Source organism: Methylobacterium sp. 001424705 (genome assembly GCF_059816145.1).
On record NZ_JCBANU010000018.1, the window covers coordinates 20057 to 45797 of the forward strand.

Annotated in this window: 25 protein-coding genes, 1 tRNA gene and 1 pseudogene; 12 read left to right on the forward strand and 15 right to left on the reverse strand. The window is 68.0% G+C overall.

Annotated features, from left to right (window positions below; genetic code table 11):
- Window positions 1–54: 54 nt before the first annotated feature.
- Window positions 55–1194, forward strand: coding sequence for a diguanylate cyclase domain-containing protein (locus tag AC6EUL_RS14410; RefSeq protein WP_499870847.1), 1140 nt, complete (start codon window positions 55–57; stop codon window positions 1192–1194).
- Window positions 1195–1749: 555 nt separating this feature from the next.
- Here the strand turns inward: AC6EUL_RS14410 and AC6EUL_RS14415 are convergent.
- Together AC6EUL_RS14415 and AC6EUL_RS14420 are read right to left on the reverse strand one after the other, a co-directional pair.
- Window positions 1750–2100, reverse strand: a complete 351-nt coding sequence (locus AC6EUL_RS14415) for a 4-fold beta flower protein (RefSeq protein ID WP_082487522.1) — start codon at window positions 2098–2100, stop codon at window positions 1750–1752.
- A gap of 422 nt (window positions 2101–2522) precedes the next feature.
- Window positions 2523–2762, reverse strand: a complete 240-nt coding sequence (locus tag AC6EUL_RS14420; protein WP_056352224.1) for a hypothetical protein — start codon at window positions 2760–2762, stop codon at window positions 2523–2525.
- 144 nt (window positions 2763–2906) lie between these two features.
- On the opposite strand from AC6EUL_RS14420, the gene AC6EUL_RS14425 reads away from it, so the two are divergent.
- Complete coding sequence (locus AC6EUL_RS14425; protein ID WP_499870850.1) at window positions 2907–3182, forward strand: DUF6894 family protein; 276 nt, start codon at window positions 2907–2909, stop codon at window positions 3180–3182.
- A gap of 234 nt (window positions 3183–3416) precedes the next feature.
- On the opposite strand, the gene AC6EUL_RS14430 is transcribed toward AC6EUL_RS14425, so the two are convergent.
- From AC6EUL_RS14430 to htpG, 7 genes are all read right to left on the reverse strand, one after another.
- Entirely contained in the window at window positions 3417–3677 is a 261-nt protein-coding gene (locus AC6EUL_RS14430) for a hypothetical protein (RefSeq protein ID WP_499870852.1), read from the reverse strand.
- Window positions 3678–3757: 80 nt separating this feature from the next.
- Entirely contained in the window at window positions 3758–4030 is a 273-nt protein-coding gene (locus AC6EUL_RS14435) for a hypothetical protein (RefSeq protein WP_056352230.1), read from the reverse strand.
- 379 nt (window positions 4031–4409) lie between these two features.
- On the reverse strand, window positions 4410–4652 hold the full coding sequence (locus tag AC6EUL_RS14440) for a DUF6522 family protein (protein WP_499870854.1): 243 nt from the start codon (window positions 4650–4652) through the stop codon (window positions 4410–4412).
- Between the two features lie 442 nt (window positions 4653–5094).
- Window positions 5095–5415, reverse strand: coding sequence for a hypothetical protein (locus AC6EUL_RS14445; protein ID WP_082504427.1), 321 nt, complete (start codon window positions 5413–5415; stop codon window positions 5095–5097).
- Window positions 5416–5975: 560 nt separating this feature from the next.
- Window positions 5976–6051, reverse strand: a tRNA-Thr gene (locus AC6EUL_RS14450).
- A gap of 75 nt (window positions 6052–6126) precedes the next feature.
- Window positions 6127–7779 (reverse strand): DEAD/DEAH box helicase, encoded by a 1653-nt coding sequence (locus AC6EUL_RS14455; protein ID WP_499870857.1) that lies wholly within the window; start codon window positions 7777–7779, stop codon window positions 6127–6129.
- Window positions 7780–8137: 358 nt separating this feature from the next.
- Window positions 8138–9973, reverse strand: coding sequence for a molecular chaperone HtpG (gene htpG, locus AC6EUL_RS14460; RefSeq protein WP_499870858.1), 1836 nt, complete (start codon window positions 9971–9973; stop codon window positions 8138–8140).
- A gap of 249 nt (window positions 9974–10222) precedes the next feature.
- On the opposite strand from htpG, the gene AC6EUL_RS14465 reads away from it, so the two are divergent.
- Window positions 10223–10525 (forward strand): hypothetical protein, encoded by a 303-nt coding sequence (locus tag AC6EUL_RS14465; protein WP_499870860.1) that lies wholly within the window; start codon window positions 10223–10225, stop codon window positions 10523–10525.
- 70 nt (window positions 10526–10595) lie between these two features.
- Here the strand turns inward: AC6EUL_RS14465 and AC6EUL_RS14470 are convergent, their stop codons facing one another.
- Window positions 10596–13484, reverse strand: coding sequence for an EAL domain-containing protein (locus AC6EUL_RS14470; RefSeq protein WP_499870862.1), 2889 nt, complete (start codon window positions 13482–13484; stop codon window positions 10596–10598).
- A 213-nt stretch (window positions 13485–13697) separates the two neighbouring features.
- On the opposite strand from AC6EUL_RS14470, the gene AC6EUL_RS14475 reads away from it, so the two are divergent.
- Window positions 13698–14045 (forward strand): cupredoxin domain-containing protein, encoded by a 348-nt coding sequence (locus tag AC6EUL_RS14475; protein WP_082503982.1) that lies wholly within the window; start codon window positions 13698–13700, stop codon window positions 14043–14045.
- A gap of 102 nt (window positions 14046–14147) precedes the next feature.
- On the opposite strand, the gene AC6EUL_RS14480 is transcribed toward AC6EUL_RS14475, so the two are convergent.
- The gene (locus tag AC6EUL_RS14480) at window positions 14148–15149 is read right to left on the reverse strand and encodes a hypothetical protein (protein WP_499870865.1); all 1002 of its coding nucleotides are present in this window, start codon (window positions 15147–15149) and stop codon (window positions 14148–14150) included.
- Window positions 15150–15468: 319 nt separating this feature from the next.
- Here AC6EUL_RS14480 and AC6EUL_RS14485 point away from each other — a divergent pair, with 319 nt between their 5' ends.
- The gene (locus AC6EUL_RS14485; protein ID WP_200927249.1) at window positions 15469–15630 is read left to right on the forward strand and encodes a hypothetical protein; all 162 of its coding nucleotides are present in this window, start codon (window positions 15469–15471) and stop codon (window positions 15628–15630) included.
- Between the two features lie 36 nt (window positions 15631–15666).
- Here AC6EUL_RS14485 and AC6EUL_RS14490 read toward each other — a convergent pair whose 3' ends face one another.
- Window positions 15667–16758: a cytochrome-c peroxidase gene (locus tag AC6EUL_RS14490; protein ID WP_499870867.1), complete on the reverse strand. Its 1092-nt coding sequence runs from the start codon at window positions 16756–16758 to the stop codon at window positions 15667–15669.
- A 196-nt stretch (window positions 16759–16954) separates the two neighbouring features.
- Here AC6EUL_RS14490 and AC6EUL_RS14495 point away from each other — a divergent pair, with 196 nt between their 5' ends.
- Window positions 16955–17995, forward strand: a complete 1041-nt coding sequence (locus AC6EUL_RS14495; protein WP_056216051.1) for a glutamine synthetase beta-grasp domain-containing protein — start codon at window positions 16955–16957, stop codon at window positions 17993–17995.
- 126 nt (window positions 17996–18121) lie between these two features.
- Here AC6EUL_RS14495 and AC6EUL_RS14500 read toward each other — a convergent pair whose 3' ends face one another.
- A complete protein-coding gene (locus AC6EUL_RS14500; protein ID WP_499870870.1) occupies window positions 18122–19063 on the reverse strand; it encodes a glutaminase in 942 nt (313 codons plus the stop codon).
- 368 nt (window positions 19064–19431) lie between these two features.
- Here AC6EUL_RS14500 and AC6EUL_RS14505 point away from each other — a divergent pair, with 368 nt between their 5' ends.
- On the forward strand, window positions 19432–19779 hold the full coding sequence (locus tag AC6EUL_RS14505) for a NepR family anti-sigma factor (protein WP_056216049.1): 348 nt from the start codon (window positions 19432–19434) through the stop codon (window positions 19777–19779).
- On the forward strand, window positions 19779–20363 hold the full coding sequence (locus AC6EUL_RS14510) for a sigma-70 family RNA polymerase sigma factor (protein WP_056216046.1): 585 nt from the start codon (window positions 19779–19781) through the stop codon (window positions 20361–20363). The genes AC6EUL_RS14505 and AC6EUL_RS14510 overlap by 1 nt, the downstream gene beginning before the upstream one ends.
- Window positions 20364–20423: 60 nt before the next feature.
- Here AC6EUL_RS14510 and AC6EUL_RS14515 read toward each other — a convergent pair whose 3' ends face one another.
- A complete protein-coding gene (locus AC6EUL_RS14515) occupies window positions 20424–20690 on the reverse strand; it encodes a hypothetical protein (protein ID WP_056216044.1) in 267 nt (88 codons plus the stop codon).
- 515 nt (window positions 20691–21205) lie between these two features.
- On the opposite strand from AC6EUL_RS14515, the pseudogene AC6EUL_RS14520 reads away from it, so the two are divergent.
- Both AC6EUL_RS14520 and AC6EUL_RS14525 read left to right on the forward strand, forming a co-directional pair.
- Window positions 21206–21334 (forward strand): annotated as a pseudogene (locus AC6EUL_RS14520) (DUF892 family protein); the annotation flags it as partial.
- A 422-nt stretch (window positions 21335–21756) separates the two neighbouring features.
- Entirely contained in the window at window positions 21757–23901 is a 2145-nt protein-coding gene (locus tag AC6EUL_RS14525) for a helicase-related protein (protein ID WP_499870873.1), read from the forward strand.
- A 94-nt stretch (window positions 23902–23995) separates the two neighbouring features.
- On the opposite strand, the gene AC6EUL_RS14530 is transcribed toward AC6EUL_RS14525, so the two are convergent.
- Window positions 23996–24361, reverse strand: a complete 366-nt coding sequence (locus tag AC6EUL_RS14530) for an SWIB/MDM2 domain-containing protein (RefSeq protein WP_055947098.1) — start codon at window positions 24359–24361, stop codon at window positions 23996–23998.
- Window positions 24362–24956: 595 nt separating this feature from the next.
- Here AC6EUL_RS14530 and AC6EUL_RS14535 point away from each other — a divergent pair.
- Window positions 24957–25082 carry a hypothetical protein gene (locus tag AC6EUL_RS14535; protein ID WP_499870876.1) on the forward strand — a complete coding sequence of 42 codons (126 nt, stop codon included), beginning with the start codon at window positions 24957–24959 and terminating at the stop codon, window positions 25080–25082.
- A gap of 71 nt (window positions 25083–25153) precedes the next feature.
- A complete protein-coding gene (locus AC6EUL_RS14540; RefSeq protein WP_056491107.1) occupies window positions 25154–25657 on the forward strand; it encodes a DUF2721 domain-containing protein in 504 nt (167 codons plus the stop codon).
- The last annotated feature ends 84 nt before the right edge of the window (window positions 25658–25741 follow it).

A 25741-nucleotide genomic window follows, 5' to 3' on the forward strand; every position in this document is an offset into this window, starting at 1 on the left:
CTATCGGGATCCTTACGCGCCCAGGGGCGTCTTCCGCCCGGTCCAGGTAGAGCGATGCAGAACGATCCACGGCTGTTCAGCCTGCCCCGCTGGCGCGTGACACGGTGGCTGACCGATGCAGGCCACGAGGTCCCCGACGAGATCCGCAAGGCCCTGGTCGCGAGCCTGTTCGGGACGCTGCCGATCTTCGCCGGGGGCGTCCTGAACACTCTGGCGGTCTCGGCGCTCGTGGCCTCGCGGATTCCGCAGAGGCCGTTCCTGCTCTGGTGTGTGCTGGAGTGCGGCATCTGCCTCACCCGCCTCTTGGTGCTCGTCATCGCGCAGCGGGCCGCCGCTGCGCGCCGCAAGACGCCGACCGACCTCTATATCCTGCTCGGCCTCGCCTGGGCCGCCAGCGTCGGCTACGGGACCTTCATCAGCCTGACCAGCGGGGACTGGGTCGTGGCGACCCTGGCCTGCCTCTCCGCGGCGGCGATGGTCGGGGGCATCTCGTTCCGCAACTTCGGCGCGCCGCGGCTCGCCGGGGCGATGATCGTTCTGACGCTCGGCTCCTGCTGCCTCGCCGCGCCCTTCACCGGGGAGCCGCTCCTCCTCATCACGTTCCTGCAGATCCCGTTCTACCTTGCCAGCATGAGCGCGGCCGGGTTTCGCCTGAACCGGATGCTGGTGGCCACCATGCAGGCCGAGCGCGACCATGCGTTCCGGGCCCGGCACGACAGCCTGACCGGCCTTCTGAACCGGGCCGGGCTGGCGGACGCGATCGCAGCGCGGCGCGATGGTCTCACGGCCCTGCTGTATCTCGACCTCGATGGCTTCAAGGCCATTAACGATACGCATGGCCACGCCGCGGGCGATCAGCTGCTCCAGGCCGTCGCGGAGCGCCTGCGGTCCAGCGCGCGACCGCAGGATATGGTCGCGCGCATCGGCGGCGACGAGTTCGTCGTCCTCACCGATGTCCCGGCGCCCGCCGCGCTGATCGCGTTCAGCGACCGGATCGTGGCGCAGATCTCCGTTCCCTTCCCCCTGGATCGCGCGCGGACGGTGCAGGTCGGGGTCAGCATCGGGATCGCGCTGGCGCCTGAGCACGGCACCGACCTGGCGGGCCTGCTCTGCGCGGCCGACGAGGCGCTCTATGCCGCCAAGGCCCTGGGCAAGAGCCGCAGCGCCCTCGCGCCGCAACGCGCGGCGGCCTGACCCGACGGCGGGCGAACGGCCGGGGCGGGCCGACCGCATGGCCGGGTGACGATCGTCGAGGACCGAGTGGCAAGGACCCTATGACGAAGACCCGGTGAGCCCGGCGCCGGAGCGGACGGCGCGCATCCGTGCCGGTCGCCGCGCGCCTGGCGCAGCATCGTGCGGTGAGCCGGGCGGCACGGCCCCGGTTCCGCAATGGCGGAACCCGGGAGCGCGAACGAACCATGGGAGCGATCGCGGTAAGGCGAGCGACCCGCGCGGCGTCCACCGATTCCAACCCCCTCGCCGGACTTTCCGCAAGCTTCTCGCCCCTCACGGCCCCAGGGCTCACGACCGAGGCTGATGCCCCCCAGAACGCGTACGGGGCGGCGGTGACGGGCACCCGTCCGGCCCGCTCCGTCGGCACGCCTCGCGCTTGCTGCCAGGATATCAGAGGCTTGCGTTTCGGCAGGATGGTCGTTGATCCGGGCGCGGATCAGGGAAGTCCGTTGGCTGTGGCATCCCTCCGATGGTGCCCGTCTTCGAAGCCCCAAAGGGGTCTATCGTTTCCGACCCTCAGATCAGGTCCGAGAATACACGATCTGACCAACCCTTGAGATTGGCCCGGCCCGATGGCGTGGGAAGCCGTTCGCCGCGCGGCGGCTTCGGGCCTCTTGGCCCGGGCGTCGTCTTTGTCTGACGGCTTGGTTTTTGTGGGCCACCGATGGCGTCCCGCTCGAACAGGAGACACGCTCCCTGTTCATCCGATATCCAGCCTCGGTCAGCCCATCCGATGAAGCGCCCGTCATAGGCATAAACTTTGTCATCATGGATGAAGGCCACAGCCTTGCCGCTCCAGAGATAGAGCGAGTGTCCATCGTGGCAGAAGACGGCCTCTCGCCCGGCCTGGTCAAAGAACTCGATCATGGCCGGTGCCGCCCCTCAAGTTGCTGCGTCAGGTCCGACGCGTCATGCCGAGATTCACAGACCTAATCCCGGTCCCGGCTTTCCGGCGTGTCGATGCCATCAGTGACGCGTGCGATGTCGGCCACGGCATCATCGAACTGGGCCGGCGCACACTCATATCACGTATTCCAGCTCGTGCCCGATCAGTCTGCGCATGGTTTTTCAAGATCAAAGCCTGCGCTGAGACATGATTTGATCCCGGGTGACGAATGAGGGCTTCGCTATTCCGAAACGCGATTGCGGGAATATTTCCTTGATGCCGGTGTGCATCACGGACGCGAAGAGCGGGCACCGATGCCCTCTCCCGCGGCCATCGCCTGTGGGGATGCATCGTCTGGTCTCGACCCCACCGAGGTATGACGGGCGATCCGCTTCCGTAGCACTTAAGGCAGCGGCCTGCCGTTCCGCTCGATCCGCTTCAAGAGCTGGATTGCTCGACCAAGCGCGAGCATCACAAATCCGCCGATCGTCCCTCCCAGGGCTGGGCCGAGGTAGGCGCCCCCTTCAGATGCCGGTGCTCCCGAAGAGGCGAGCAGGAAGAAGATGCCGAACGCGATGTGCAGCGCTCCGGCGATGTAGAGCGTGAGTTTCACGGGGTACCCTTCAAAATCTTTCGCGGACATGGTGTCCGCACCTACGCCTGCGCGAGCCGTCGTGTGTGCGCTAGTGCTCCGCCTGGTACGCTATCCCATTGCCGGCCACGATATCCGAGCGTCGGCGACGGAGAGAGACGCGCGCTCCCGCCTTGCGACAGCTGGGGGAGGCGCATGCCTCGCTATCACTTCAACGTCTATGACGGCATCGTCCTTCTCGACAAAAAGGGTGTCGAGTTGCCGGACGCTATGTTCGCACGACGAGAGGCTATCCGGTATGCGGGCGTCCTTCTGGAGGAAGGCGCAAGACTCAAAAGCCTTGGTCGGGAATGGCGGATGGAAGTTACCGACGGAACGGAGCTGATCCTATTCCGGCTGGATTTCTTTGTGACGCCCTCTCCAGCCGCAAGTCCGTTTGGAACAAGTCCGTTGAAAGCGCTTGGTCAATAACCCTGGTCCTGGATGCCTTCGGGTTGGCTATCCGTTCCAGCGGTTGATGAAAGTCCGCTTTAGGCTCGATTTTATCGCCTTTGCTTGCGGGTTCGTGATGCTGTCTGGTTGATCGTAACATGCCGACTCCACGAACCAAGATCGGAGCGTGGAAAGTGCGCATGGCTCAAGCCCGACGGCCCTGATGGAGCTCGAGCTCCGCGAGATCGGGATAGGGGCGCAGAGGATGTGCGATCACTGCACCGATCCACCCTCAGGCGCCTGCAGCATACGCAGCGCTTCGCCGAGAATTTCATACAGGTCGGACACGCCCTGGTGGCCCATCGGGATGCCCACCCTCTGATCCTCTACGGTGGTGAGGATGACGATTGCCATGCGCTCTCCCATCATCAGGTCCGGCTTCGGCATCATCAAAGGGAGGAGTACGTCGCCCTCGGAGGCGTCCGATCGCGCCTCTTTCGCCACCGAGGGTCGAAACGGCTTCTGCTCGCTCATAACCATCTCCGCAGCTGAATTTGAGAGGCGCCGATGGCTGAGCGCGCTTCCCCAGTCGGTCTATTCAGAGTGGGGGCCGGTCACTGCATGACCTCTGAGTCTGGCTTCAAGCCGCGCAGTGCCTCACCGATGACCTGGTAGAGGGTCGACAGCGCCTCGTGTCCCAGAGGTATGCCGAAACGATCTCCATCGACTGTCTTCAGGATGAGGATTCCGACGTCCTCGCCCATCAAGATGCCGGCCTTGGCTTCGCAGAGGGGGAACATGAACGGGCCTTCGCCGTCGAACTCGACCTGCTCGGCCGCCTCCAGCGCGAAGAACTGATCCTGTTCGGAGCGGTTCTCGTCGGCCATTGATGATCTCCTGCTCCGTCATCGTGCGGAGACGTTCGATGCCCTCGCAGGGCACGCCCATCATGTATCATGGTTTCCTATGCGCAGGGACGTGAGGCAGCATGCGGGTCGCCAGGACCGCACCCAAACGAGGCTCTGCTCGGCTGTATGCCCGTGATGCTCGCAGGCATTGCGTGGGCTTACGCTATATCGGAGCGTGTTTTCTCGCGTAGGCGCCGTACGCTCCCGATTCGGGGTCGACGTTAAGCTTCTAAGGAGACGGGTTGCGCCGCGTCTCCACTTTGAGGGATGGTGAGCCGAGCCCACCTTGAGAGGGTCTTTCTAGGAAGCGGCTGCAGATGTCGTGCTCAAACCTGAAGAGCATGGCGATCGAAGAGCCTTAAACCATTCGTTCGCTCATCAGCATCCCGGCATCATCGAAGATGCCCTCCCACACCGAGGCTGCGACGCGAAGCGTGACCCGCCAAGTGCCGACGTGCTCCTCGATGCCTTTCTCGATGCGGCTGGTCACTTGCCCGAGCCGCATCTTCTGGCGCATCAAACGGGGATTGATTATAAGCCGGGAATGCAGCTGGTTCGGATCCAGCATCCAGTCGCCGCTATCGTTTCGCTCCAGACGCATAACAAGCCTTTGATCAGCTTGGCGGCAAATGCGGAGCTGAACGCGAAGATAGCACGGATTCCCGACTCGAGGTGCGTGCCGATTATGAACGTCGACGCGCCTGAACGAAGTGCAAGCGTTTAGACGCCGGCTTCCATTGATCCGCGAGCTCGCGGACGTGCAGCCGGCCCAGATGATTTCTTTAGAAGTCCAATCCATCACGAGCGGGCGCGTTGACGCCCCGTGACAGACCGCATCGCATATCAGGACGGCGAGAACGAACCCGGCTCACGGACGGAGCCGGGAGATGGGGACGCCGCGCAGGCCCAGGCCCGGGAAGGCCTTGTCCGACACGAGGCCATGTCGGTGCGGGCCGTAGACAGCGAAGACCGCGCAGTCTGGGCTACGCATGCCGGCCGTGCAAAGAGCGGCGCCCCTCGATCACAAGGGGCGCCGGGACTGTTTAGTAATAGCTGCGCCGGCCGTAACCCCGATCGTGACCGTAGCCGTGACCGCGTCCTCGACCGAAGCCGAACTCTCGACCACCGAAGCGATGTCCGAAATGGCGACCACCGCCGTAGCCATGGCGACCGTATCCATCACCATAACCGCGGCGACCGTATCCGCGGCCGCCATAGCCTCCGTAGCCGTACTGGACGGTCTCTACCGCGGCCGCAGGCTCAGTCATCGCCGCGACACCGAGCGGTGCTGCCGAGGACGGTGTCGCTGCCAGAAACAAACTGGCAGCCATCAGGCCAGCACCGAGCGTGAGCGTCTTGAGCATTGGGTATCTCCCTGCGGACCTACCCGTTCAGATAGGCTGCACGTCCCTCGTAGCAGGCCCAATCTGAACGGCGTCCACGCTCTCTCGCCGCCGCTTTACTCGATGGAGACGGCCCCAATACCCGTCAGGAACCCCTGGGGCCAAAACGTATTCGGGTGGTCGGGCTCCGAGGGGTTCCTGATGTTTGGTCCGAGCACAGAGTGGCCGGGTGCTTCGAGGTTGGTTTGGCCGGTGCGTGACGCTGGTGTCGGCAGTTCGCCCGCAAGGGGGACGTCGCCATCAAACCGATGGTGCCTGGCACTCTCAGCCGACCCGGCCCAAAGCCAGCCGGTCGAGTCCATGTGACTGTCCGGCTTTGATCCCCCGAAAAGACCAGTTGAACGACCGGGATGCGCGCGACGCTGCCACGAAACGCTCTTGCAGAACCGGAGCTTGAAAGCCGGTCGGTGCGGATCGCGCCGAGCGCCGCTTTGTAACCCCAAGGTCACCACGGCTCTCGGAAGCCGATGTCTGTCAGTCCGAAAATTTCATGATCGAGGCCCGCGCGGAGCGAGAACGTATGGTGCCGGTTGCGGGACTTGAACTCGCGACCTACCGCTTACAAGGCGGTTGCTCTACCAGCTGAGCTAAACCGGCGTGCGTTCTTGCGCTACCAGTGCCGTTGGCCCGGCGCAAGCCCGAGTGGGGGGGACGGTGCCGGATCGGCGGATGTCAGGCGGCGCGATCGTCGAGGCGGCGGGTATCGGCGAAGATGCGGCCGTCCGGGAAACGGTAGCGGATGGTCTCCGTCAGGCGCCCCTGCGCGCGGATGTCGATGGCCTCCGGGCGGGTGAGACGGTCCTGCGCCGCCATGGCTTCGATGGCCGTCATCGGGACGTCGCGGCCGCCGCCGAGCTGGCGCCACCACTGGACCGCCTTCTCGCGCGGGTAACCGACCTGCGCGAGGCCGACCACGATCCGGTGGTGCCGGCCATCGCGGAGGTGAAACGTGATCGCGAGGTCTTCCGCCGAACCGGAACGGGCGCGGGTGGCGAAGGTCCAGCCGGCGACGCCCTGCCAAGCCGATCCTGCGCGGACGGGCATCGGCCGGGAGAGGATCGGATGGGCGTCGTCGGCGGAGGCCTCGTGGCCCGGGTCGTCCCGCTCCGCCTCGGGCTCGACCCAGCAGGCTTCACAGGTGCTGGCGTTGAGCGCGATCAGCGCGCCGCAGCCGGGGCAGGGCTTCGCCCGGATCTCGCCCTCGCGTCCCCGGATCGCGGCGGCGCTGCGCGCGGTGACGATGTCGACCGGACCGTGCATGCGGACGAGGCCGGCATAGTCGAGGATGAGGGCGTCCGCCTTGTCCGGGGCCCGGCGCAGGGCACGACCGACCTGCTGCACGTAGAGCCCGGTGCTCTGGGTCGGGCGCAGCAGGGCGACGAGGTCGACCTGGGGCACGTTGAAGCCGGTGGCGAGGACGCCGACCGAGGTCAGGCAGCGGATCCGGCCCTCGCGGAACGCCCGGACGATGCGGTCCCGCGCCCGCCTGGGCGTCTCGCCCGAGAGGGTCTCGCAGCTGTGGCCCTCGGCCCGGATCGCGTCGCGCACCGCCGTGGCGTGGGCGACGCCGGCGCAGAAGGCGAGCCAGGCCCGGCGGCCCTGCCCGTAGCCGACCATCTCCTCCACCGCCGCGCGGGTGATCCAATCCTGGTTGACGGCGGCCTCGAGGGCGCTCGGGATGTAGTCGCCCCCGCGCCGCGGCACCCCCGTGACGTCGAGGGTCGTGGCGGTGGCCTTGGAGATGAGCGGCGCGAGGTAGCCCTGGTGGATCAGGTCGCCGACATTGGCCTCGTAGACGATGGCTTCGAACAACCGGCCGGGGCCCGCGTCGAGGCGCCCGCTGTCGAGGCGGTAGGGCGTGGCCGTCAGGCCGACGACGCGCAGGTCGCGGCGCTCGGCGCGCAGGGCGGCCAGGAAGCGGCCGTAGCGGGTCTCGGCGTCGCGGGGGATGAGATGGGCTTCGTCTACGACCACGAGGTCGAACGCGTCGAGGTCGCGGGTCCGGTTCCAGATCGACTGGATGCCGCAGAACAGCACCTGTGCGCCGGCCTCGCGGCGACCGAGGCCGGCGGAATAGATACCCGCCGGTGCCTCCGGCCAGAGCGCCAGGAGTTCGCGGTGGTTCTGGGCGATGAGTTCGCGGCTGTGGGTGACGACGACGATGCGATGGCGGGGATCGCGATCGAGCATCTCTCGCACCAGGGCGGCGATCACCAGCGACTTGCCGGCACCGGTCGGCAGGACGATGAGGCCCGGGCCCTCCTGTCGTGCCCAGGAGGCATAGAGGGCGTCGAGGCTGGCGCGCTGATAGGGGCGGAGATCCATCGGCGGCGTTTCTAGCGCCTGCCGCCTCCGGCGTCCGTGGCCAATCTGCCGCGCGTCCGCGCCGTCGCCGTCCGACGCCCCACGGCCCCGGCACGCCAGGGGCCGTCCATCGGGCCGGTGGGCCGTTCCGGTCCAGACCGCAGAAGTCTCCGACGGTCGGATCGGCACGTGTCGGGGCTGTCGCTCTGCCCTGCACGAGTGCGGCGGCCTTCGTGTCTCCGGAGCGGCCCTTAGCGTCGGACACGGCCTGCGCCAAGCCCTTCCGGAACCCGTGCTCCCGAAGTCCGATCGCCCATCAGGCCAGGCGGGTCCGGCCAAGACGGCCCGCCGGACCCGCCTCGTCGAGCGGAGGCCGGACTCAGGCCGCCGCCAGGGCTGCCGCCATCTTCTGCGCGAAGGCGACGGGATCCCGCGGCGTGTCGCCGTCCTGCACCCGGGCGAGGTCGAGGAGGGTCCCGGCCGCGTCGGTGATCGCCTCTTGCGCCTCGACCTTGGCGCTGAGTGCGCGGATCAGGGGATGGCGCGGATTGATCTCCAGGACCGGCATACCGCCGCCGCCCCGGCCGGCCCGGCGCAGGAGCCGCTGCATCTGCAGGTCCGGGCCATGGCCGGAGGCGGAGAGCACCACGGCGCTCTCGACGAGGCGGTCGGTGGCGCGGACGTCGGAGACGTCGGGGCCGAGCGCGTCCTTGAGCGCCGCGACCAGGGCCTCGACGGAGGCCGGGGCTTCTTCGCCCTCGGGCGTTTCGCCCGCGAACTTCGAGAGGTCGACGGCCCCTTGCGTAACCGAGCGCAGGGGCTTGTCGTCGAAGCGGGCCAGGGCCTCGGGCCAGAAGGCGTCGACGTGGTCGGAGAGCAGCAGCACCTCGATGCCGCGGGCGCGGAAACCCTCGAGCTGGGGCGAGCGCTTCAGGGCGTCGGCATCATCGGCGACGAGATAGTAGATCGCCTCCTGACCGTCCTTCATCCGCGAAACGTACTCGGGCAGGGAGGTCCAACCCTCGACGGCGGAGGAGTGGAAGCGCAAGAGCGGCGCGATCTCGGGCCGCCGCTCGTGATCCTCGTAGATGCCCTCCTTGAGGACGGGTCCGAAATTCTCCCAGAACGGGCGGTAGCCCTCGGCGTCCTTGGCCCGGGTGGTGAGCTCGGAGAGGACGCGGCCGGTGACAGCGCGGCGGATCTTGGTGAGCACCGGGGTCGCCTGCAGCATTTCGCGGGAGACGTTGAGGGGCAGGTCCTCGGTGTCGACCACGCCCTGCACGAAGCGCAGCCAGGAGGGGAGGAGCTCCGCCTCGTCGGTGATGAACATGCGACGGACGTGCAGGCGCACCTTGCTGGCGCGCTCGCCCTCCACCGCCTGGAACGGCTTCATGCCGGGCACGAACAGCAGCGCGGAGAATTCCAGCGCCCCTTCGGCGCGCCAGTGCAGGGTCGCCCAGGGCTCGTCGAAGTTCATGCCGACATGGCGGTAGAACTCGGTGTACTGCTCCGGCGTCACCTCGGACTTCGCCTTACGCCACAGGGCCGTGCCCTGGTTGGCGTTCTCCTCCTTGCCGTCCTCGCCGCGGATCGCGATCGGCACGGTGATGTGGTCGGCCCATTTGCGCACGACGTGGTCGAGCCGGTAGCTCTCCAGGTACTCGTCGGCATCCTCCTTGAGGTGCAGGACGATGTCGGTGCCGGGCTCCGCCCGGGTGGCGGGCTCCAGGGTGTAGCTGCCCTGGCCCTCGGACGCCCAGGTCCAGGTCTCCTCGGAGCCGGCCCGGCGCGAGGTGACGGTGACCCGGTCGGCGACCATGAAGGCCGAGTAGAAGCCGACGCCGAACTGGCCGATGAGGCTCGGCTTGTCCTCGGGCCTGGCGTCGCTGAGGGTCTGGCTGAAGGCGCGGGTGCCCGAGCGGGCGATGGTGCCGAGGTTCTGGGCCAGCTCCGACTTTGTCATGCCGATGCCGGCATCGGTGATGGTCAGGGTGCGGGCCGCCTTGTCCGGCGCGATGCGGACCTTGGCGTCGGCGGGCAGCGCGGAGGCCTGATCGGTCAGCGCCTCGAAGCGGCGCCGGTCCATGGCGTCGGCGGCGTTGGCCACCAACTCGCGCAGGAAGATCTCCCGGTCGGAATAGAGGGCATGGACCACGAGGTCCAACAGACGCCCGACCTCGGCACCGAATTCGTGCCGTTCCACGGTGTCGCTCAAGGGACCGCCTCCTGATGTCGAAGAAAGGATGAAGCGAGCGCGATATGCCGTCGCGCCCCGGCGAATTCAATGGCGGCCAAGGTCCGGAAGGGTTTGGGCGGGGAGGGGATAGGTCGGACGCGGACCGGCATGCGCGGCGCGCAAACCCGATTTCCCGCTGCCGGCGCGCAACCTTCGCGGGTCTCGGGCGTAGCCGTGCCTTCACGACACATGACGTCCCTTCCCCTCACGACAGCGAGACGGCCCGAGATGGAACCGATGAAGCCGATGAAGCCCATGGAACCCATGAAGCCCATGGAGCCGATGAAGGGATCCGACCCGTGGTGGCCGCAGGAACTGGGGCAGCCCTCTACCAGCGGCGGCCAGAAGGACATGCGCTACGCGTTCTTTCCCGACAAGCACCGCCTGCTGATCGAGCGGGACGGCAAGCGGACGACCTATGACAGCGGCGATCACCGGATCAGCGGCGTCTCGCAGTCGAACGGACGCTCGCCGACCTTCACGAGCCAGAACGGCGACGTCGCCGTGGACGACCTCAAGGTCGTCGACTGATCCGAGACCGTCGCCAGGTCCCGGCCGGCAAGAGCGGGACCTGGCGGCCTTGCCGAGAAGGGCGCAGCTGTCAGGCCACCGCCCGGGCGGCGTCGCTGTTCCCGCGCGACCAGCGTTCGATCGCCTTGGGGACTTCGGAGGCCGGACTCGGCTTGGCGAAGAAGTAGCCCTGGCCCTCGTCGCAGCCCTCGCTGCGCAGGCGATCGAACTGCGCCTCCGTCTCGATCCCCTCGGCGGTGGTGCGCATCCCAAGGCTGAGACCGAGGCCGATCACGGCCCGGACGATGAGGCCGGAATCGGTCTTGTTGGTGATGTCGCGGACGAAGGACTGGTCGATCTTGATCTTGTCGAAAGGGAAACTTCGCAGGTAGCTCAAGGACGAGTAGCCGGTGCCGAAATCGTCCATGGCGATCCGCACGCCCAGGCGGCGCAGGGCATAGAGGGTCGCCAGGGTCGCGAGGTTGTCCTTGAGGAGCACCGATTCGGTGATCTCGAGCTCGAGCCGTCCCGGTGGCAGGCGGCTCTGGATCAGGGCTTGGCGGACGGCCTCGACGATGATTTCGTCGCGGAACTGCACCGCCGAGACATTGACCGCGACCTTGAGTCCATCGGGCCAGCGCATCGCCTCGGTGCAGGCGGTGGTGAGGCACCAGGCGCCCAGCGGCACGATGAGACCGATCTCCTCGGCGACCGCGATGAAGTCGCCCGGCGGAACGAGGCCGCGCACGGGGTGGCGCCAGCGCACCAGGGCCTCGAAGCCGCCGATGCGCCGGGCGCGGAAGTCGTAGATCGGCTGGTAGTGCAGCTCGAACTCCTCGCGCGCCAGGGCCTCGCGCAGGTCGAGTTCGAGGGCCCGGCGGGCCTGGAGGCTGACATCCATCTCCGCCTCGAAGAAGCGCCAGGTCCCGCGCCCATCCGCCTTGGCGCGGTAGAGCGCGACGTCGGCATTCTTGAGGAGCTTGTCGCAGGTGGTGCCGTCGCCGGGCGCGAAGCAGATGCCGATGCTGACGCCGACGCTCGCACGGTGGCCGTCGAGGTCGTAGGGCGCGCTGACCACCTCGACGATCCGCCGGGCGAGCACGGCGGCGTCCCGGGGCTGCTCGGCCTGTGACAGGATGATCGCGAACTCGTCGCCCCCGAGGCGGGCCACGGTGTCGACCTCGCGCACGCAGGCACGCAGGCGGTCGGCGACCGCCCGCAGCAAGGCATCGCCCACGGGGTGGCCAAGCGTGTCGTTGACCTCCTTGAAGCGGTCGAGGTCGAGGCAGAGCACCGCGAACGGGCTGCCGCGTCCGAGGTGGGCGACCGCTTCCTCGATCCGCTCGCCGAACATCGCCCGGTTCGGCAGGCCCGTGAGCACGTCGTGCCGGGCCATGAAGGCGATGCGCGCATCCGCTTCGCGGCGCTCGGTGACGTCCTCGTAGGTCGCCACGAGGCCGCCCCCGCGCACCGCCTTGTGCGAGACCGCGACCACGCGCCCGTCGCCGAGGTGGAGGAAGTCGGAATCGACTGCGCCGCCGCTGGCGGTCTCGGCCTGGGCCAGGGCGAAGGCATCGGGCTCGGGCTGCGGGTAGTCCCCGCGCGCGGCGCTGAGCCCCGCGACGTCGCGATAGGGCAGACCGAGGGGAAGCTGCCCGGGCTCGAGGCTGAAGATCTCGCAGTAGCGCCGGTTCACGACGGTGAGGCGGCCGTCGGCGTCGAAGAGGCAGAGGCCCTGGGACATGTTGTCGAGGGCGGTGTCGAGGCGCAGGTTGGTGGCCTGGAGGATGGCTTCCTGCTCCTTCAGGAGCGTGATGTCGCTGCAGACCGCGATGAAGCCGCCCGTGCGCGTGGCGCTCCGGCTGATCCGAAGCCAACGGCCATCGCCGAGGCGCAGCTCGCTGCGCTCGTCGATCGTGGCAAGGAGCGCCTGGGCGAGGCTGCCCAGACCGGCCTCACCCGCCGCGAGGGCGGCGATCGTGCGGCCCGCGGGCCGGGTCCCGGCGGCGAAGCCGAGGTAGTCCTCCGCCTGGCTGTTGGTGAGGCTGATCCGCCCGGCCTCGTCGACGACCACGATCCCCTCCCGGGAGGTCTCCAGGGCATCGGCGAGGCGGTCCTCGGCGGAAATCCGCTGTGCGACCTCCTTCTCCATCGCACGGCGGATGTTGTCGCGCATGGTGCCCATGGCCGACAGAAGCGTGCCGACCTCATCGGCCCCTCCGGCCGGCATCGTGCCGCTGAGGTCGCCGCCCGCGATGCGGGTGGCGACCTGCGAAGCATCGGCGAGCGGCCCCATGATGCGGCGCGCCAGGCAGAAGGCGACGGTCCCGGAAAGCAGCACGGCGATCAGGGTGCCCAGGAGGTTGAGCCGGGTCTCACGGGCCACGATGGCCCGGGCCTGCTGCCGATAGATGAAGCCGTCGCCGGCCGTATAGTTGATGAACAGGTCGAAGTTTTCCTCCGCCACCGCCGCGTGGCGGTCGAGCTCCGCATAGGCAGCCTCGCTCCGGCCGAAATCGGTGATCCTGGCGCGGGCCTCCGTCCACGCGGACACCGCGCGCTCGGCCGCCTGCGCCGCGCGGGTCGCACGCTCGGATTGGGCGCGCTCCACGGCGATCTCGAGGTCCTCGGCGAGGAGGCGCTGCAGGCTGGCGAAGCGCTCGTCGAGGCGGGTGCGGGCCGCCGGATCGGTGACCATCCAGCGCCGCGCCTCGGCCGTGCGCATCCCGGCGAAGTCGGTGGCGGCGGCCCGGGCATAATTGATGGACATCAGCGACCGGTCGAAGGTCTGGCTGACCAGTTCGTCGGCGCGGCGGATGCTCGACGCCGCCGACAACCCGAGCGCCCCCGTGATGGCGCTCATCACGAGGAACGCGATCACGATCCGTCCCCGGATCGTGCCGAGCATCGCGGCGACGGCCTCCGCGAGCCGCCGGCCGGGACGCGCCCGCGATGTCATCGGGTCTGCGGGCGATGTCATCCAGCCTTGTCCCGTCCCATCATCGCAGCAGGATGACCGAAAGACGTTAAGGCGACCTTGAGATCGGGCCGGCAGTTTATCCCCTTAACCGGACTTTCACTCAGGCGTTTTATGGTTGTGGAGGTCGAAAGGCTCTTGAGCATCGAGACTGCTCGTCGTGGTTCGGTCGCGGCTCGTTTCGATCCTGATCGTCGTTGAACGAACGGAAAACCGATGCGGCCCTCGACAATTGCTTGCCTGGCCTTCGGGCTTCTTGGTGCGATGAGTGGCGGGCTTGCGTGGGCCACCGTCGGTGCGCCCAGCCTGCACGTGTCCCAGAAGGGGCGCGCCTTTCAACCCAATGCCCTTATGGTTCCACGCGGTGCCAACGTGGAAATCGTCAACGACGACGGCGACCTGCTTCACCACGTCTACATCGATGCGCCGGACTTCACGTTCGATTCGGGAGACCTGAGGCCCGGGAGCCGGACCCAGGTCGTCTTCAACGTGGCTGGGACCTTCGCCGTCCTGTGCGGGATCCATCCGAAGATGAAGTTGACCGTACGGGTTGACGGCCGCTGACATCCGGGGCGATCGACCGTCTCCGAATCGAGCGCCGCCGGGGCTCCCGCCGGAGCCGCCCGCGGCGCGTCCCGTCGCGCCTGCACGGCGCGCGAGCGACCCTCAGAGCAGGGTCGACCCCTGCAGCACGGCGTGGGCGCCGTAGTAGAGGCCGAGAAAGGCCGCCAGCGCCGTACCATAGCCCACGGGCGTGAGGGCAAGGTTACGCAGGCGATAGGGCGATGCGGCGTTGTCGGCCGCGAGGGCCACCATCGCGACGATGATCGGCGCGTGGCCGATGGCGTCGACCTTGCCGAACTCGAAGATCGCCGAGATGAAGGTGGCGGCCAGCAGGATCGCGGCGACCCGGCGGACCAGCGGGGTGCAGACCAGCGCGAAGGCCAGGGCGAATTCCACCGCGCCGGCTGCCTTCATGAAGTATTCGCCCGTGAACCCGAGCGTCATCGCCGGATGCTCGATGAAGAGCGGGAACGACCATTGCGGATAGGCCCATTTCTCGACGGAGGCCCACATCAGGGTGATGGCGGCGGTGTAGCGCACGATGTCGAGGGGACGGAGGCCGCCGGGTAGGGAGCGGCCGAGGCCGGTCAGCGCGCAGTAAGCGGCGACTCCGAGGAAGATCGGGTAGTCCGCGAGGTGGAAGGCGCCGTACTGGACCAGGGCGGTCGTGAACAGGACCACGATGCCGAGGGCCGAGAACGGCATGGTCCGCCGCCACAGGAAGCCGGCCGCGATGGCGAGCTGGAACCACGGGAGCGCGCTGCTGGTCGTCTTCAGCTCGGGCGTCAGAATGACGCCGCCGAGGGTCCAGAGCGCGACGAAGAAGCCGCCCAGAACCGCACGGAACAGGAGCTCGGTGTTCTCGCGTGCCCAGGCCGTGGTCCGGTCGAGGGATCGCGTGAGTGCTGCCCCCAGCACCGTACCTTCGAGAAGACCGCCCACCATCAGGGCGAGCACGGAGAGGCCGACCAGCTTCTCGAAGTCCGAGCACAGGACCTCGCCGAGGTCACGAGGCGACCCGACCAGGTCGTAGGCGCAGAACCATTTCACGTGTGCCATCGCGGCGTCGGAGCCTGCGACCGTGAGGACAGCCGCCATCATCATGACTGCGGTGCGCGGCAGCCAACGTCTTCCGGGGTGCATGGTGGGAAGCCCTATTCACGACACCGGCGCGGGGGCCTGCCGGCGCGATGAAAACTACGCGCCTTCGCCGGTTTGCGGAAGGAACTTGTTAATAGACCTTTCCAAATGGTTAACCTGTTGCTTGCCGGCATCGGCCGTGATCCGCGTCCGACCGGTCGGATGCATGGGGATCCCGTAACGCTTCGATGACGATGCTGTCGGAAAGCCTGCGCCCGGACATGGTCCGCTAACCCTCGCGGGGCTAAGCCGGGGATCGCCCCCCTCGACCCTGAAGAGCCCGATGATCGCGACCTTGAGCCTGTCGAGCCTGATGGTGGGGACCGGCCTGTCCTACGCGGCGACGCGCGCGCCGAGCCGGGCCGACGCTCTCGAACGCTGGTCCGGGCGCCTTCTCCTCGGCGGGCTCGGCCTCCTCGGGGCCGCTCTCCCGCTCTTCCGCTGACGCGACCCGACAGCGTCCCTGACGAAGGGCGATCCCTCAGTTGAGGCGGGGCGGGACCGGGAGGCTGGCCGTGCCGTCGGCGCTCAGGGTCTTCAGGAACGCGATCAGGTCGCGCTTCTCGGCGTCGGTCAGCCCCAGCGGCTTGATCGCGGGCGATCGGCTGGGCCGGTCGATCCCGCCGCGATCGTAGAGATCGATGACGTCGCGCAGGGAGGTCAGCGAACCGTCGTGCATGTAGGGGCCGCGCTCGGTGACGTCGCGCAAGGTGGGGGTCTTGAACGCGTAGCGGAGCTGAACCGAATCCGGAAAGAACGCGGCCCGTCCCACATCCGTATCGGCGCCGACGCCGATGTCGTGGAAGGATCCGTCCGTGAAGGTCCAGCCCGAATGGCAGCCGGCGCATTGCGCCTTGCCGTTGAAGAGCGCGAACCCGGCCTTCGCACTCGGGCCGATGGCGCGGACGTCGCCCGCGACCCAGCGATCGAACGGCGCCTCGCCGGAGACGATGGAGCGCTGGAAGGTCGCCAGCGCCAGCTCGACGGTCCGCCGACTGATCGCCTCAGGCGAGCCGTCCGCTGCGGCGCGTTCGGGGAACGCCGCCGCGAAGGCGCGGACGTAGCCGGGGTCCGCTCTCAGCCGTGCGAGCAAGGTCGCCTCGGGCAGGTTCATCGCGCTGGCGCTGGTGATCGGCGTGAAGGCAACGTTCTCGAGGTCGCGGAATTTGCCGTCCCAACCGAGGATCGGGATCTGGGCCACGTCGAGCAGGGTCGGCGTGCGCACTTTCATTGCCGCGCCGGTCTCGCCGATGCCGCGCGGGCGGCCGTCGCTCCACGATTGAGTCGGGACGTGGCAGCTGGCGCAGCTCATGGTGCGCGCGCCCGACAGGAGCGTATCGAAGAACAGGCGCTGGCCGAGTGCGGCCTTGGCCGGGCTGTAGGGATTGTCGGCCGGGTAGACCGCCTCGTCGACGCGCCGATAAGCCTCGCGCAGCGCCGACAGCTCGGCCTGCGTCGTGCTGACATTCGCCTGTTCCGGCTCGCCGGCACCCGAGGTGCGTAATCCGAGGCCCGATGCCGCGAAGGCAATCAGGGCAACGCCGGCAAGCGCGGCGCTTACCCGTCTGCGCATCGCGATCTCCTGATCCTCTCAGCGCTAGTCCGGATCCGTTAACGAAGTCTCACGCGAAGCCTCTCCCGCCCAAATGCCGCGCACCGAACCTGTGCAGGTTGGCGCGAACGTTGCTTAGGCCGCCTCAGTCAGCAATGGCTGCGAATCCCGTCAGGTGTCCTGGGATGTCGCATCGCTTCAGGACGAGAGGCTCGGAATGACGAAATACAAACTCGAGTATATATGGCTCGACGGCTACACTCCGGTGCCGAACCTTCGCGGTAAGACCCAGATCAAGGAATTCGACGCGTTCCCGACCCTTGAGCAGCTTCCGCTCTGGGGCTTCGACGGCAGCTCGACCATGCAGGCCGAAGGCGGCAGCTCCGATTGCATGTTGAAGCCCGTGCGCCACTTCCCCGATTCCACGCGCAAGAACGGCGTGCTGGTGATGTGCGAAGTCATGATGCCGGATGGCGTCACCCCGCACGCCTCCAACAAGCGCGCCACCATCCTCGACGACGACGGCGCTTGGTTCGGCTTCGAGCAGGAGTACTTCTTCTACAAGGATGGCCGTCCGCTCGGCTTCCCCGCCTCCGGCTATCCGGCTCCGCAGGGTCCGTATTACTGCGGCGTCGGCTACAAGGAAGTCGGCAGCATCGCCCGCAAGATCGTCGAGCAGCACCTGGATCTCTGCCTCGATGCCGGCATCAACCACGAGGGCATCAACGCCGAGGTGGCCAAGGGCCAGTGGGAGTTCCAGATCTTCGGCAAGGGCTCCAAGAAGGCCGCCGACGAGATGTGGGTCGCCCGCTACCTGCTGCAGCGTCTGTGCGAGACCTACGAGATCGACGTCGAGTACCATTGCAAGCCGCTCGGCGCGACGGACTGGAACGGCTCGGGCATGCACGCCAACTTCTCGACCGAGCACATGCGCACGGTGGGCGGCAAGGCGTATTTCGAAGCCCTGATGGCGGCCTTCAAGGAGAACCTCGACGACCACATCGCCGTCTACGGCCCCGACAACCACATGCGCCTGACGGGCAAGCACGAGACGGCGGCGATCGACCAGTTCAGCTACGGCGTCGCCGACCGGGGCGCCTCGATCCGCGTGCCGCACAGCTTCGTGAACAACGAATACAAGGGCTACCTCGAAGATCGCCGTCCCAACAGCCAGGGGGACCCCTACCAGATCGCCTCGCAGATCCTGAAGACGATCTCCTCGGTTCCGACCGCGACGAGTCAGCAGGCGGCTGCCTAGGTTTTAGGCGTCAATTCGTCGATTTTGCTTCGAACCTAGGCAGGGTCCGCCGCGTTCTGCGCGGCGGGCCCTTCTTTTTGCCTGTTCGGATGGCAAGTCGGTCGGAGCGAGCCGGTCCTCCCGCCTTCAAGCGCCGAAGATCGACCAGCCCAGCCGCCGGGTGAGCGTCTCCAGGGCGATCCGTCCGAGATGGGAATTGCCGGAGGCGTCGAGGCCGGGCGACCAGACGGCGATCGAGGCCTTGCCCGGCGCGATCGCCAGGATGCCGCCGCCGACGCCGCTCTTCCCCGGAAGACCCACCCGATAGGCGAACTCCCCCGAGCCGTCGTAATGTCCGCAGGTGAGCATCACCGCGTTGATGCGCCGTGCCCGCTCGGGCGACACCACGGACAACCCCGTCAGGGGGTTGCGCCCCGAATGGGCGAGGAAGCGGCCCGCCTGGGCGAGCTGCCGGCAGGACATGCTGAGGGCGCAGTGGTGGAAGTAGACGCCGAGGGTGAAGTCGACCGGATTGTCGAGCACCCCGAAGGACTTCATGTAGTGGGCTAGCGCCATGTTGCGGAAGCCCGTCCGCAGCTCGGAGGCGGCCACCGCCTCGTCGATGGCGATGCTGGAATCCTGCGCCAGGAACTGCATGAAACGCAGGATCTCGCCAATGGCCTCACGGGGCTGGTGGCCGGACAGGATCAGGTCCGTGACCGCGATCGCCCCGGCATTGATGAACGGATTGCGCGGGATGCCGCGCTCGCGCTCCAGCTGGACGATGGAGTTGAAGGGGCTGCCCGAGGGTTCCCGCCCGACGCGGCGCCAGAGCCGGTCGCCGGCCATGCCGAGGGCGAGGGTCAGGGTGAAGACCTTGGAGATGCTCTGGATCGAGAAGGGTTCGTCGCTGTCGCCGCCGGCCGCGATCCGTCCCTCGGCATCGATCACCACGAGACCGAAGGCCTTGGCATCGACACCCGCCAGTTCGGGGATGTAGGTCGCCACCTCGCCCCGGTCCGGCCGCTCCCGCATCTCGTCGGCGATCTCGCGAACGACACGGTCGAGGTCGGGCACGTCGAGGCTCATGGGCGATTCCGGGGGAGGGCTGGAACGAGGGTTCGGCGACGGGCGCAAACCCCGGGCCATGCCGGTATCCGGCCCGGTCCGGGATGGCACGGTGGGCTTGGACGCCCAGGCTCAACTCCGTCGCCGTATTGTTCAGCTTGGCGACAGGATTGTGGGACTATAGAACCATAACGGCGAAGCTTCGGCAATGTATCTCATTTGTTTCTAACTGTTTCTATTAAATGCTCGTGGTCTTTCGCCTGCATTCGGCGGCTTAAGATCAGATGAATGCTTTTTTCAGAGGTCGTTAAATCGCGCAGCCGTAGCACGGCCGCCGAAATGACGGCGCTCCGGACTCTCCGGCCCCGGCCGTCGAGCGACGAGCAGCAATGAGCATTGATTCGAGCGACCCGAACCGCAGCACAGATCCAGGCGATCTCTCCCTCGTCGCGCCGATGGCGGCGTCCCGCGGGGCCGCGGAAACAACGGCCACGATGGCGGTCGCCCGCTCCGAAGCGGGCGCGCCCGAGGCCGCGCGCGCCGGAACTTCCGGCGTCGCGCCGCCTCCATCACCCTGGGCCCGCCAAGGCGAAGCCGGCATGACGGTGGAGGCGCGCCGGCGCATCGGACGCAACCTGCGCCTCCTCTATGCCGAGGTGCTGAATCAGCCGCTCCCCGACCGCTTCGACGCCCTCCTCGCCGATCTGGCCGCCCGCAGCACCACGCGAGGATCCTGATGACCAACGCGATGCCCCAACGGGTCGGCACGCCGCAGGGCGCCGATGCCGAGATGCGTGAACTCCTGCTCGGTGCGATTCCGGCCCTGCGCGCCTTCGCGTTCTCGCTGACCTACGATCTCGACCGCAGCGACGACCTCGTCCAGGACACCCTGGTGCGGGCCTGGACCAAGGCCGACAGTTTCACCCGGGGCACCAACTTGACGGCGTGGCTGTTCACCATCCTGCGCAACCTGTTCTATTCCGAGCAGCGCAAGCGCAAGCGCGAGGTGGAGGACGCCGACGGTGCCCTGGCGGGGCGTCTGACCAGCCTGCCCGAGCAGGAGATCCGGGTGGAGATGCGCGAGTTCCAGGAGGCCTTGAACGCGTTGCCGTTCAGCCAGCGCGAGGCCTTGGTCCTCGTCGGTGCGCAGAGCTTCACCTACGAGGAGGCGGCGGAGATCTGCGGGGTCGCCGTGGGCACCATGAAGAGCCGTGTCAGCCGCGCCCGCGGCCGGCTCATCGAGAGCCTCGGGATGAACGGCACCGACGAGATCGGCGCCGATGCGTTCACGCGGGCGGCCCTGGGGTCGCCTCCCGGGTAAGGGACATCGCCGGTTGAGGGCATCAGCCCGAGCCGGACGCATTTCGCGTCCGGCTCGGGATCAGATCAAGGCTGTCCGCACCGCGCGGGCGATCTCGGCGGGCGGGGTATCGCTCCGGTCGCCGAGGAGGCGCCGGCCCGAAGCGATCACCTGCAAGGCTTCGCGGCTGCTGCCGTCGCGCAGGGCTACCGCTTCGAGGTCGCGCAGATACTCGATCACGCCCTCTCGGGCCTTGCCGTCCCGGGCCAGCACCGGCTCGACCCGCGACGTGACGTCGTTCGCCACCGAGGCCCAGAATGCGGCCGGTCCGGCGGAATTCTCGTGCATCGTATCGCTTCCCTGACGTGTGTGGACGCGTAGGGTCCGACGACCCGCCGAGCGTGCAAGGCGATCCGCCGCCCAAGCGGCCCTTTCGTGGTCAACCCGCATCCAAATTAGCAAGAGAGAAGCGGGGCCTTAAATAACCTGCATCAAGAACGAAGCAAAAACAAATGGTGGCTGTTGTTACAAAAAGGCCCAGACTGTTGTTCGGTTTCCAGCCCTAAGTTGTAGATCGGGCTGGTGCGAAGCTCTGCCTCGCGAGCACGAAGCACAAGCGACGTGTTTTCGAATCATACGCGTTTCATCAAGGCACCCCGAGACTAGCCTCTCGATGCACGGGCCCTGGCCCTGATGGCTCGGGGGTACGCCGACCGGCAGGAGGAGCCGAATTTCCCGTCGGCTCCTCGATTCTGCACGACGACACCAGCGGAGGCATCCCTGGGGGTGGGCACCCGCGACATCAAACCCGCGACGACCTCATCGTCCCCACGCTCCACGAGATCTACGACGCGGAGCACCGGATCACGAAAGCGCCGCGCAAGATGAATGCGAAGAGGACGCATCCGGAACTGAAGCAGCGCTTCGCGATCCACCTGCGCCAGACCGAGGACCCGATCCAGCGACTGGCGAAAGTCTTCCAGATGCACGGCCCCAGCCCCAAGGCGGTGACCTGTCCGGCGATCAGCGGCCTCATCGAGGAGGCCGGCGCGGAGGACGGCGAGATCGTCGACACAAGGCTGTGCGGGACGCTGTCCTCGTGGCCTCGGCCCAGGCCGTGGAGCACGACGAGATCGCCCGCTACGGCACTCCTCCCGTCCCGGGCCAAGCGCCCGGGACGGGAGGAGTGTGCCAGCGGGCTCCAGCAGAACCTCAACGCGAAAAAGGCGACCGACCACCTGCTCGCCGCCAGGGCCGAGCGTCAGGTCGGTCCGCGCGCGGCCGAGTCCGACCGGGCGGTGCACGGAGGGCCTTGCGCTGATCGGAGCCGTTGCTTTTTGGGTTGCGTCCCGCGCACCCTGACGCCGCCCGGTCGTCCGTCCGCGGCGGATCGAGACTCCCCGACGAGAGGCCCATGGCCCGCAAGCGTGCGCGACCGACCAACGAGATCCTGCTGGAGGCGGCGGTCCGCCTCGGCCTGCCGCCCCGGAGCGTCGAGGTGGAGGCCCTCCGGCTGCATCTCGGCCTGCCGGACTATGGCGGTCTCGTCGACGACGCGGTGGTCGCCAAGGCCCTTCGGGAGCTGAAGGCGCGGCGCACCTTCGCGGAGGGCGGAGTTGCGGCCGTGAGGAAGGCGATCCCCAGCCTGCGCGCCGCGGTGATGCAGGACGGCAGCATCGCCTGGACCATCCGGACCTTGATCCCCGTCCTCGATGGCGGGCGCCTCGACCTGCGGATCGACGCGAAGCCGGAGACGGGTGTCGCCGGCATCCTCTCCGGCATGGCCCATCGCAACGATCCGAGCTGGCGCCTCGAGGAACTGCGTGCCGCCGTCGCCGAGGCCGGGCTGCGGACTGCGAAGTCCCTGCGCCGCGCCGTGGAGCGCCTGCGCGAGCAGGTCGCCGAGGACCTGCACGAGGTCGGCGCCGATGCCGCCACCTATATCGACCACCTCGACCGTTCGCTGCGTTCGCGCGCCTTCCTCCTCTCGCCGAACCTGAACCAATCGCTCACCGACACCCTGAAGGGCGTGCGCGCCCGCGCCCGCACCGTGGCACGGGAGGATTCCCGCCTGCGCCGCCTGCGCGACCAGGTCGGCTTCGGCGCCTATATCGAGAAGTTCACCGCGGCCCGGCGCCTCGGCCGGCGCATCATCTTCCACATGGGGCCGACCAATTCCGGCAAGACCTACGCGGCCCTGGAGATGCTGCGGGCGGCTGAGACCGGCACCTACCTCGCGCCCCTGCGTCTCCTCGCGCTGGAGAACTACGAGGCCCTGGCCGAGCGCGGCCTGCGTGCCGGCATGGTAACGGGCGAGGAGACGCTGGGCGACCTCAACCCGACCCACACCGCCCGCACCATCGAGACCGCCGACCTCACGCGGCCCGTCGACGTCGCGGTGATCGACGAGATCCAGATGATCGCCGATCCCGATCGGGGCTGGGCCTGGACCAACGCCCTGTTCGGGGTCGCAGCCCGCACCGTGGTGGTCTGCGGCTCCGACGATGCGCTGGCCGCCGTGCGCCGCGCCGCGGAGGCCGCCAACGAGTCCCTCGAAGTGATCGCCTTCGTGCGCAAGACGCCGCTGGTGCTGCAGGAGACGCCCGTTCCCCTTGAGAAGGTGATGCCGGGCGACGCGGTGGTGGCCTTCTCGCGCCGGGCCGTCCACGAGAACCGCGAGATCCTGGTGGCGGCCGGGCACCGGGTGGCGACGATCTACGGAGCACTCTCGCCCGAGGTGCGGCGCGCGGAGGCCGCGCGCTTCCGGACCGGCGAGGCCGACGTCCTCGTCACCACCGATGCCATCGGCATGGGCCTCAACCTCGGTCCGCTGAAGCGGATCGTCTTCTCGGCGGTGCGCAAGTGGGACGGGGTCGGCGAGCGGGGATTGACCAATTCGGAGATTCGCCAGATCGCCGGCCGCGCGGGCCGGTTCGGGCATCAGGACGAGGGTTACGTCGCCGCCGTTGACGAAACCGGGCTGGAGCCGATCCGGGCGGCGCTGGCCGGGGCCCCCACGGCGCCGGCCGCCGACACGCGCTTCTACGTGCGCCCCGACCTCATCGCGATCAATTCCGTGGCCGAGGAGATGCACACCGACAGCCTGCGCGAGGTACTGGCGCATTTCGCCCGCGCCACCTTCTACGCGGGCTCGCCGTTCCAGCCTTCCGCCCTGGAGGAGATCCTGGAGATCGCCCGCGTGGTGGACAAGGCGCGGTTGTCCATCGCCGATAAGTTCGCGTTCTCGGTCTGCCCGGTGGACCGGCGCGACCCGGTCTCCCTCGGCCTGCTGGAGCGCTGGACCCAAGCCCGCGCGGCGGGCACGACGGTGCCCGCTCTCCGGGCGAACCTCGCGGGCGAACTGGACTACCAGGAGCGGACGGTGAAGCTCGCCAGCGCCTATCTCTGGCTGTCCCGGCGCTTTCCCGAGACCTTCGACGATGCCGAGGCCATGCGCACGATGCGGGCACGCGCCAACGGGGCGATCGAGCACCATCTTCGGGAGACGGCGACCCGCAAGGTCGAGCGGCGGACGCGCCGGTCGGGCACGCGGGGCTGATCAGGTCGCCCTCGGGCCACGAAAACCGGTCGGCCAAGGGAGGGGGCAGCCCCTCCCCGACGCCGATCCGGGGTGTTGCTTCAAACGGCTGGGCTCAGGCCGACTTGAGGTGCGCGGCCAAGTGCTTGTTCATCTCGAACATGGTGCACTTGTCCTTGCCGAAGACCTTCTTCAGCTTGTCGTCGGCGAGGATCTCGCGCTTGTTCTCGGGATTCTGCAGGTTGTGCTTCTTGATGTATTCCCAGACCTTGCTGACCACCTCGCCACGGGGCAGGGCGGCGTCGCCAACGACGGCGGCGAGCTCGGAGGACGGCTTCAGCGGCTGCTGCAGGGCGTTCGGCTTGGCGCCATCACCCTTCGGCGCGGCGACCTTCTTGCCCTTGGCGGCGGGCTTCTCGGCGTCCTTCGGGGCAGCCTTGGGGGCGGCCTTCTCGGCGGTTTTGGTGGTGCTCTTTGCCATGGGGTGTTCCTCCGGATGTCGACGGTGAGCGCCGGTACGCCCACGGCCGGTGGCCTCGCAGCGCATAGCTGCAACAACTAAGCGGTGCCGCGAGCGTTCCAAGGGAAAACCGCCCTCGGCGCGCTCGTCATCCACAGGCGCGGAGGCTCGTCTCCGGTCGAGGCCGCCCCAGGGCGAAGTGAGATGGCCTCGACTTGGACGAGAACTTCATCGTCATCGACCTGTACTTTGGCATGAAGGCGAAGGGAGCCAACGGCTTGGCGGCTCGTAGAGCTGCGCGGAAAGCTCTAGAGTTACAGTTGGTTGGGGGATTTTCGGTGGCACGGTGCCAGCCCGTGCTCCGGCACCCACTCCCGGCCCCAGCCCGGCTTAGACGTCGTGTGGGGGAGCGATTCCGGCCCGGGCCCGCGCCTCGGCCCAGAGGTGCGGGCGTGGGCGCAAGAATTTCCGACCGCCTTGAAGAATTGATCGGACTCCCGGGCGCGACGGGATCCTCGGAATCTGGACCCGGATCGAGCCCGCTGCGTCCGATTTCGGGACGGAGCGGCGGCCGGGGCATCAGCGAACCTTAAGGGCGATCGACGAAACCGGGGGCATGATCCTCCTTGTCTTCACGCTTTCGCTGGGTGCCGCCGTCGCACTCATCATCGGACTCGGCACGCTGGTCTCCATCGAGGCCCAGACCGGTCCCGGCGGCCGTGCCGATGCCGGTCTGATCTGACCGGCGGCCCCGAACCGCCCGCGTCCTCGAACGTTGCGCCAGGGTTCCGTCCCGGTCGCGATCACCCCTTCATGTTCGACAACTCCGTCGCCTCGTCCCTCGACAGCACGGCTCACATCATCCAGATCGCCCTGACGCCCGTCTTCCTCCTCTCGGGCATCGCGACGCTCCTCAACGTCTTCGGCACCCGCCTCGCCCGGGTGGCCGATCAGGCGGAGCGCATCTCGCAGGCGATCGACGGCGCCTCCGGCCTCGACCAGGTCCGCCTGGCGCGGCGCATGAACGCGCTCCGCCGGCGCTCCCTCGCCCTCGACGCCGCCGTGATCCTCGGGGCGCTGGGCGGGGTCGCCACCTGCGGGGCGGTCCTCACGCTGTTCGTCGGGGCCTTGCGGGACGCCACCGTCGCCGACATCCTGTTCGTGCTGTTCGGCCTCGCCATCCTCTGCACCCTGAGCGCCCTGATGGTCTTCGGGTTCGAGATGCTGCTGGCGAGCCGTGGGATGCGTCAACGGGTGGCCGTGCGCCAAATCGAGGTGGCCGAGGAGACCGGCGTGCCGGTGGACGAGCGGGCCTGAATCCGGAACCCCCGCGCGGGTGGCGGCTTGTCCGGTCGAGCGCGGCATCCCGTGCCCCCGCCGCCCGAATCCACTCTGCAAGAG

Bases quoted from the DNA above. Each gene is read 5' to 3' on its own strand.
- AC6EUL_RS14485 (WP_200927249.1), top strand. From the start codon at position 15,469: ATGATCGCGACCTTGAGCCTGTCGAGCCTGATGGTGGGGACCGGCCTG.
- AC6EUL_RS14535 (WP_499870876.1), top strand. From the start codon at position 24,957: ATGATCCTCCTTGTCTTCACGCTTTCGCTGGGTGCCGCCGTCGCACTC.
- AC6EUL_RS14445 (WP_082504427.1), bottom strand. From the start codon at position 5,415: ATGCTCAAGACGCTCACGCTCGGTGCTGGCCTGATGGCTGCCAGTTTG.
- AC6EUL_RS14455 (WP_499870857.1), bottom strand. From the start codon at position 7,779: ATGGATCTCCGCCCCTATCAGCGCGCCAGCCTCGACGCCCTCTATGCC.
- AC6EUL_RS14525 (WP_499870873.1), top strand. From the start codon at position 21,757: ATGGCCCGCAAGCGTGCGCGACCGACCAACGAGATCCTGCTGGAGGCG.
- AC6EUL_RS14435 (WP_056352230.1), bottom strand. From the start codon at position 4,030: ATGGCCGACGAGAACCGCTCCGAACAGGATCAGTTCTTCGCGCTGGAG.
- AC6EUL_RS14425 (WP_499870850.1), top strand. From the start codon at position 2,907: ATGCCTCGCTATCACTTCAACGTCTATGACGGCATCGTCCTTCTCGAC.
- AC6EUL_RS14420 (WP_056352224.1), bottom strand. From the start codon at position 2,762: ATGTCCGCGAAAGATTTTGAAGGGTACCCCGTGAAACTCACGCTCTAC.
- AC6EUL_RS14415 (WP_082487522.1), bottom strand. From the start codon at position 2,100: ATGATCGAGTTCTTTGACCAGGCCGGGCGAGAGGCCGTCTTCTGCCAC.
- AC6EUL_RS14500 (WP_499870870.1), bottom strand. From the start codon at position 19,063: ATGAGCCTCGACGTGCCCGACCTCGACCGTGTCGTTCGCGAGATCGCC.
- AC6EUL_RS14470 (WP_499870862.1), bottom strand. From the start codon at position 13,484: ATGACATCGCCCGCAGACCCGATGACATCGCGGGCGCGTCCCGGCCGG.
- AC6EUL_RS14430 (WP_499870852.1), bottom strand. From the start codon at position 3,677: ATGAGCGAGCAGAAGCCGTTTCGACCCTCGGTGGCGAAAGAGGCGCGA.
- AC6EUL_RS14410 (WP_499870847.1), top strand. From the start codon at position 55: ATGCAGAACGATCCACGGCTGTTCAGCCTGCCCCGCTGGCGCGTGACA.
- AC6EUL_RS14540 (WP_056491107.1), top strand. From the start codon at position 25,154: ATGTTCGACAACTCCGTCGCCTCGTCCCTCGACAGCACGGCTCACATC.
- AC6EUL_RS14465 (WP_499870860.1), top strand. From the start codon at position 10,223: ATGGAACCGATGAAGCCGATGAAGCCCATGGAACCCATGAAGCCCATG.
- AC6EUL_RS14440 (WP_499870854.1), bottom strand. From the start codon at position 4,652: ATGCGTCTGGAGCGAAACGATAGCGGCGACTGGATGCTGGATCCGAAC.
- AC6EUL_RS14495 (WP_056216051.1), top strand. From the start codon at position 16,955: ATGACGAAATACAAACTCGAGTATATATGGCTCGACGGCTACACTCCG.
- AC6EUL_RS14475 (WP_082503982.1), top strand. From the start codon at position 13,698: ATGCGGCCCTCGACAATTGCTTGCCTGGCCTTCGGGCTTCTTGGTGCG.
- AC6EUL_RS14505 (WP_056216049.1), top strand. From the start codon at position 19,432: ATGAGCATTGATTCGAGCGACCCGAACCGCAGCACAGATCCAGGCGAT.
- AC6EUL_RS14510 (WP_056216046.1), top strand. From the start codon at position 19,779: ATGACCAACGCGATGCCCCAACGGGTCGGCACGCCGCAGGGCGCCGAT.
- AC6EUL_RS14480 (WP_499870865.1), bottom strand. From the start codon at position 15,149: ATGATGATGGCGGCTGTCCTCACGGTCGCAGGCTCCGACGCCGCGATG.
- AC6EUL_RS14490 (WP_499870867.1), bottom strand. From the start codon at position 16,758: ATGCGCAGACGGGTAAGCGCCGCGCTTGCCGGCGTTGCCCTGATTGCC.
- AC6EUL_RS14530 (WP_055947098.1), bottom strand. From the start codon at position 24,361: ATGGCAAAGAGCACCACCAAAACCGCCGAGAAGGCCGCCCCCAAGGCT.
- AC6EUL_RS14515 (WP_056216044.1), bottom strand. From the start codon at position 20,690: ATGCACGAGAATTCCGCCGGACCGGCCGCATTCTGGGCCTCGGTGGCG.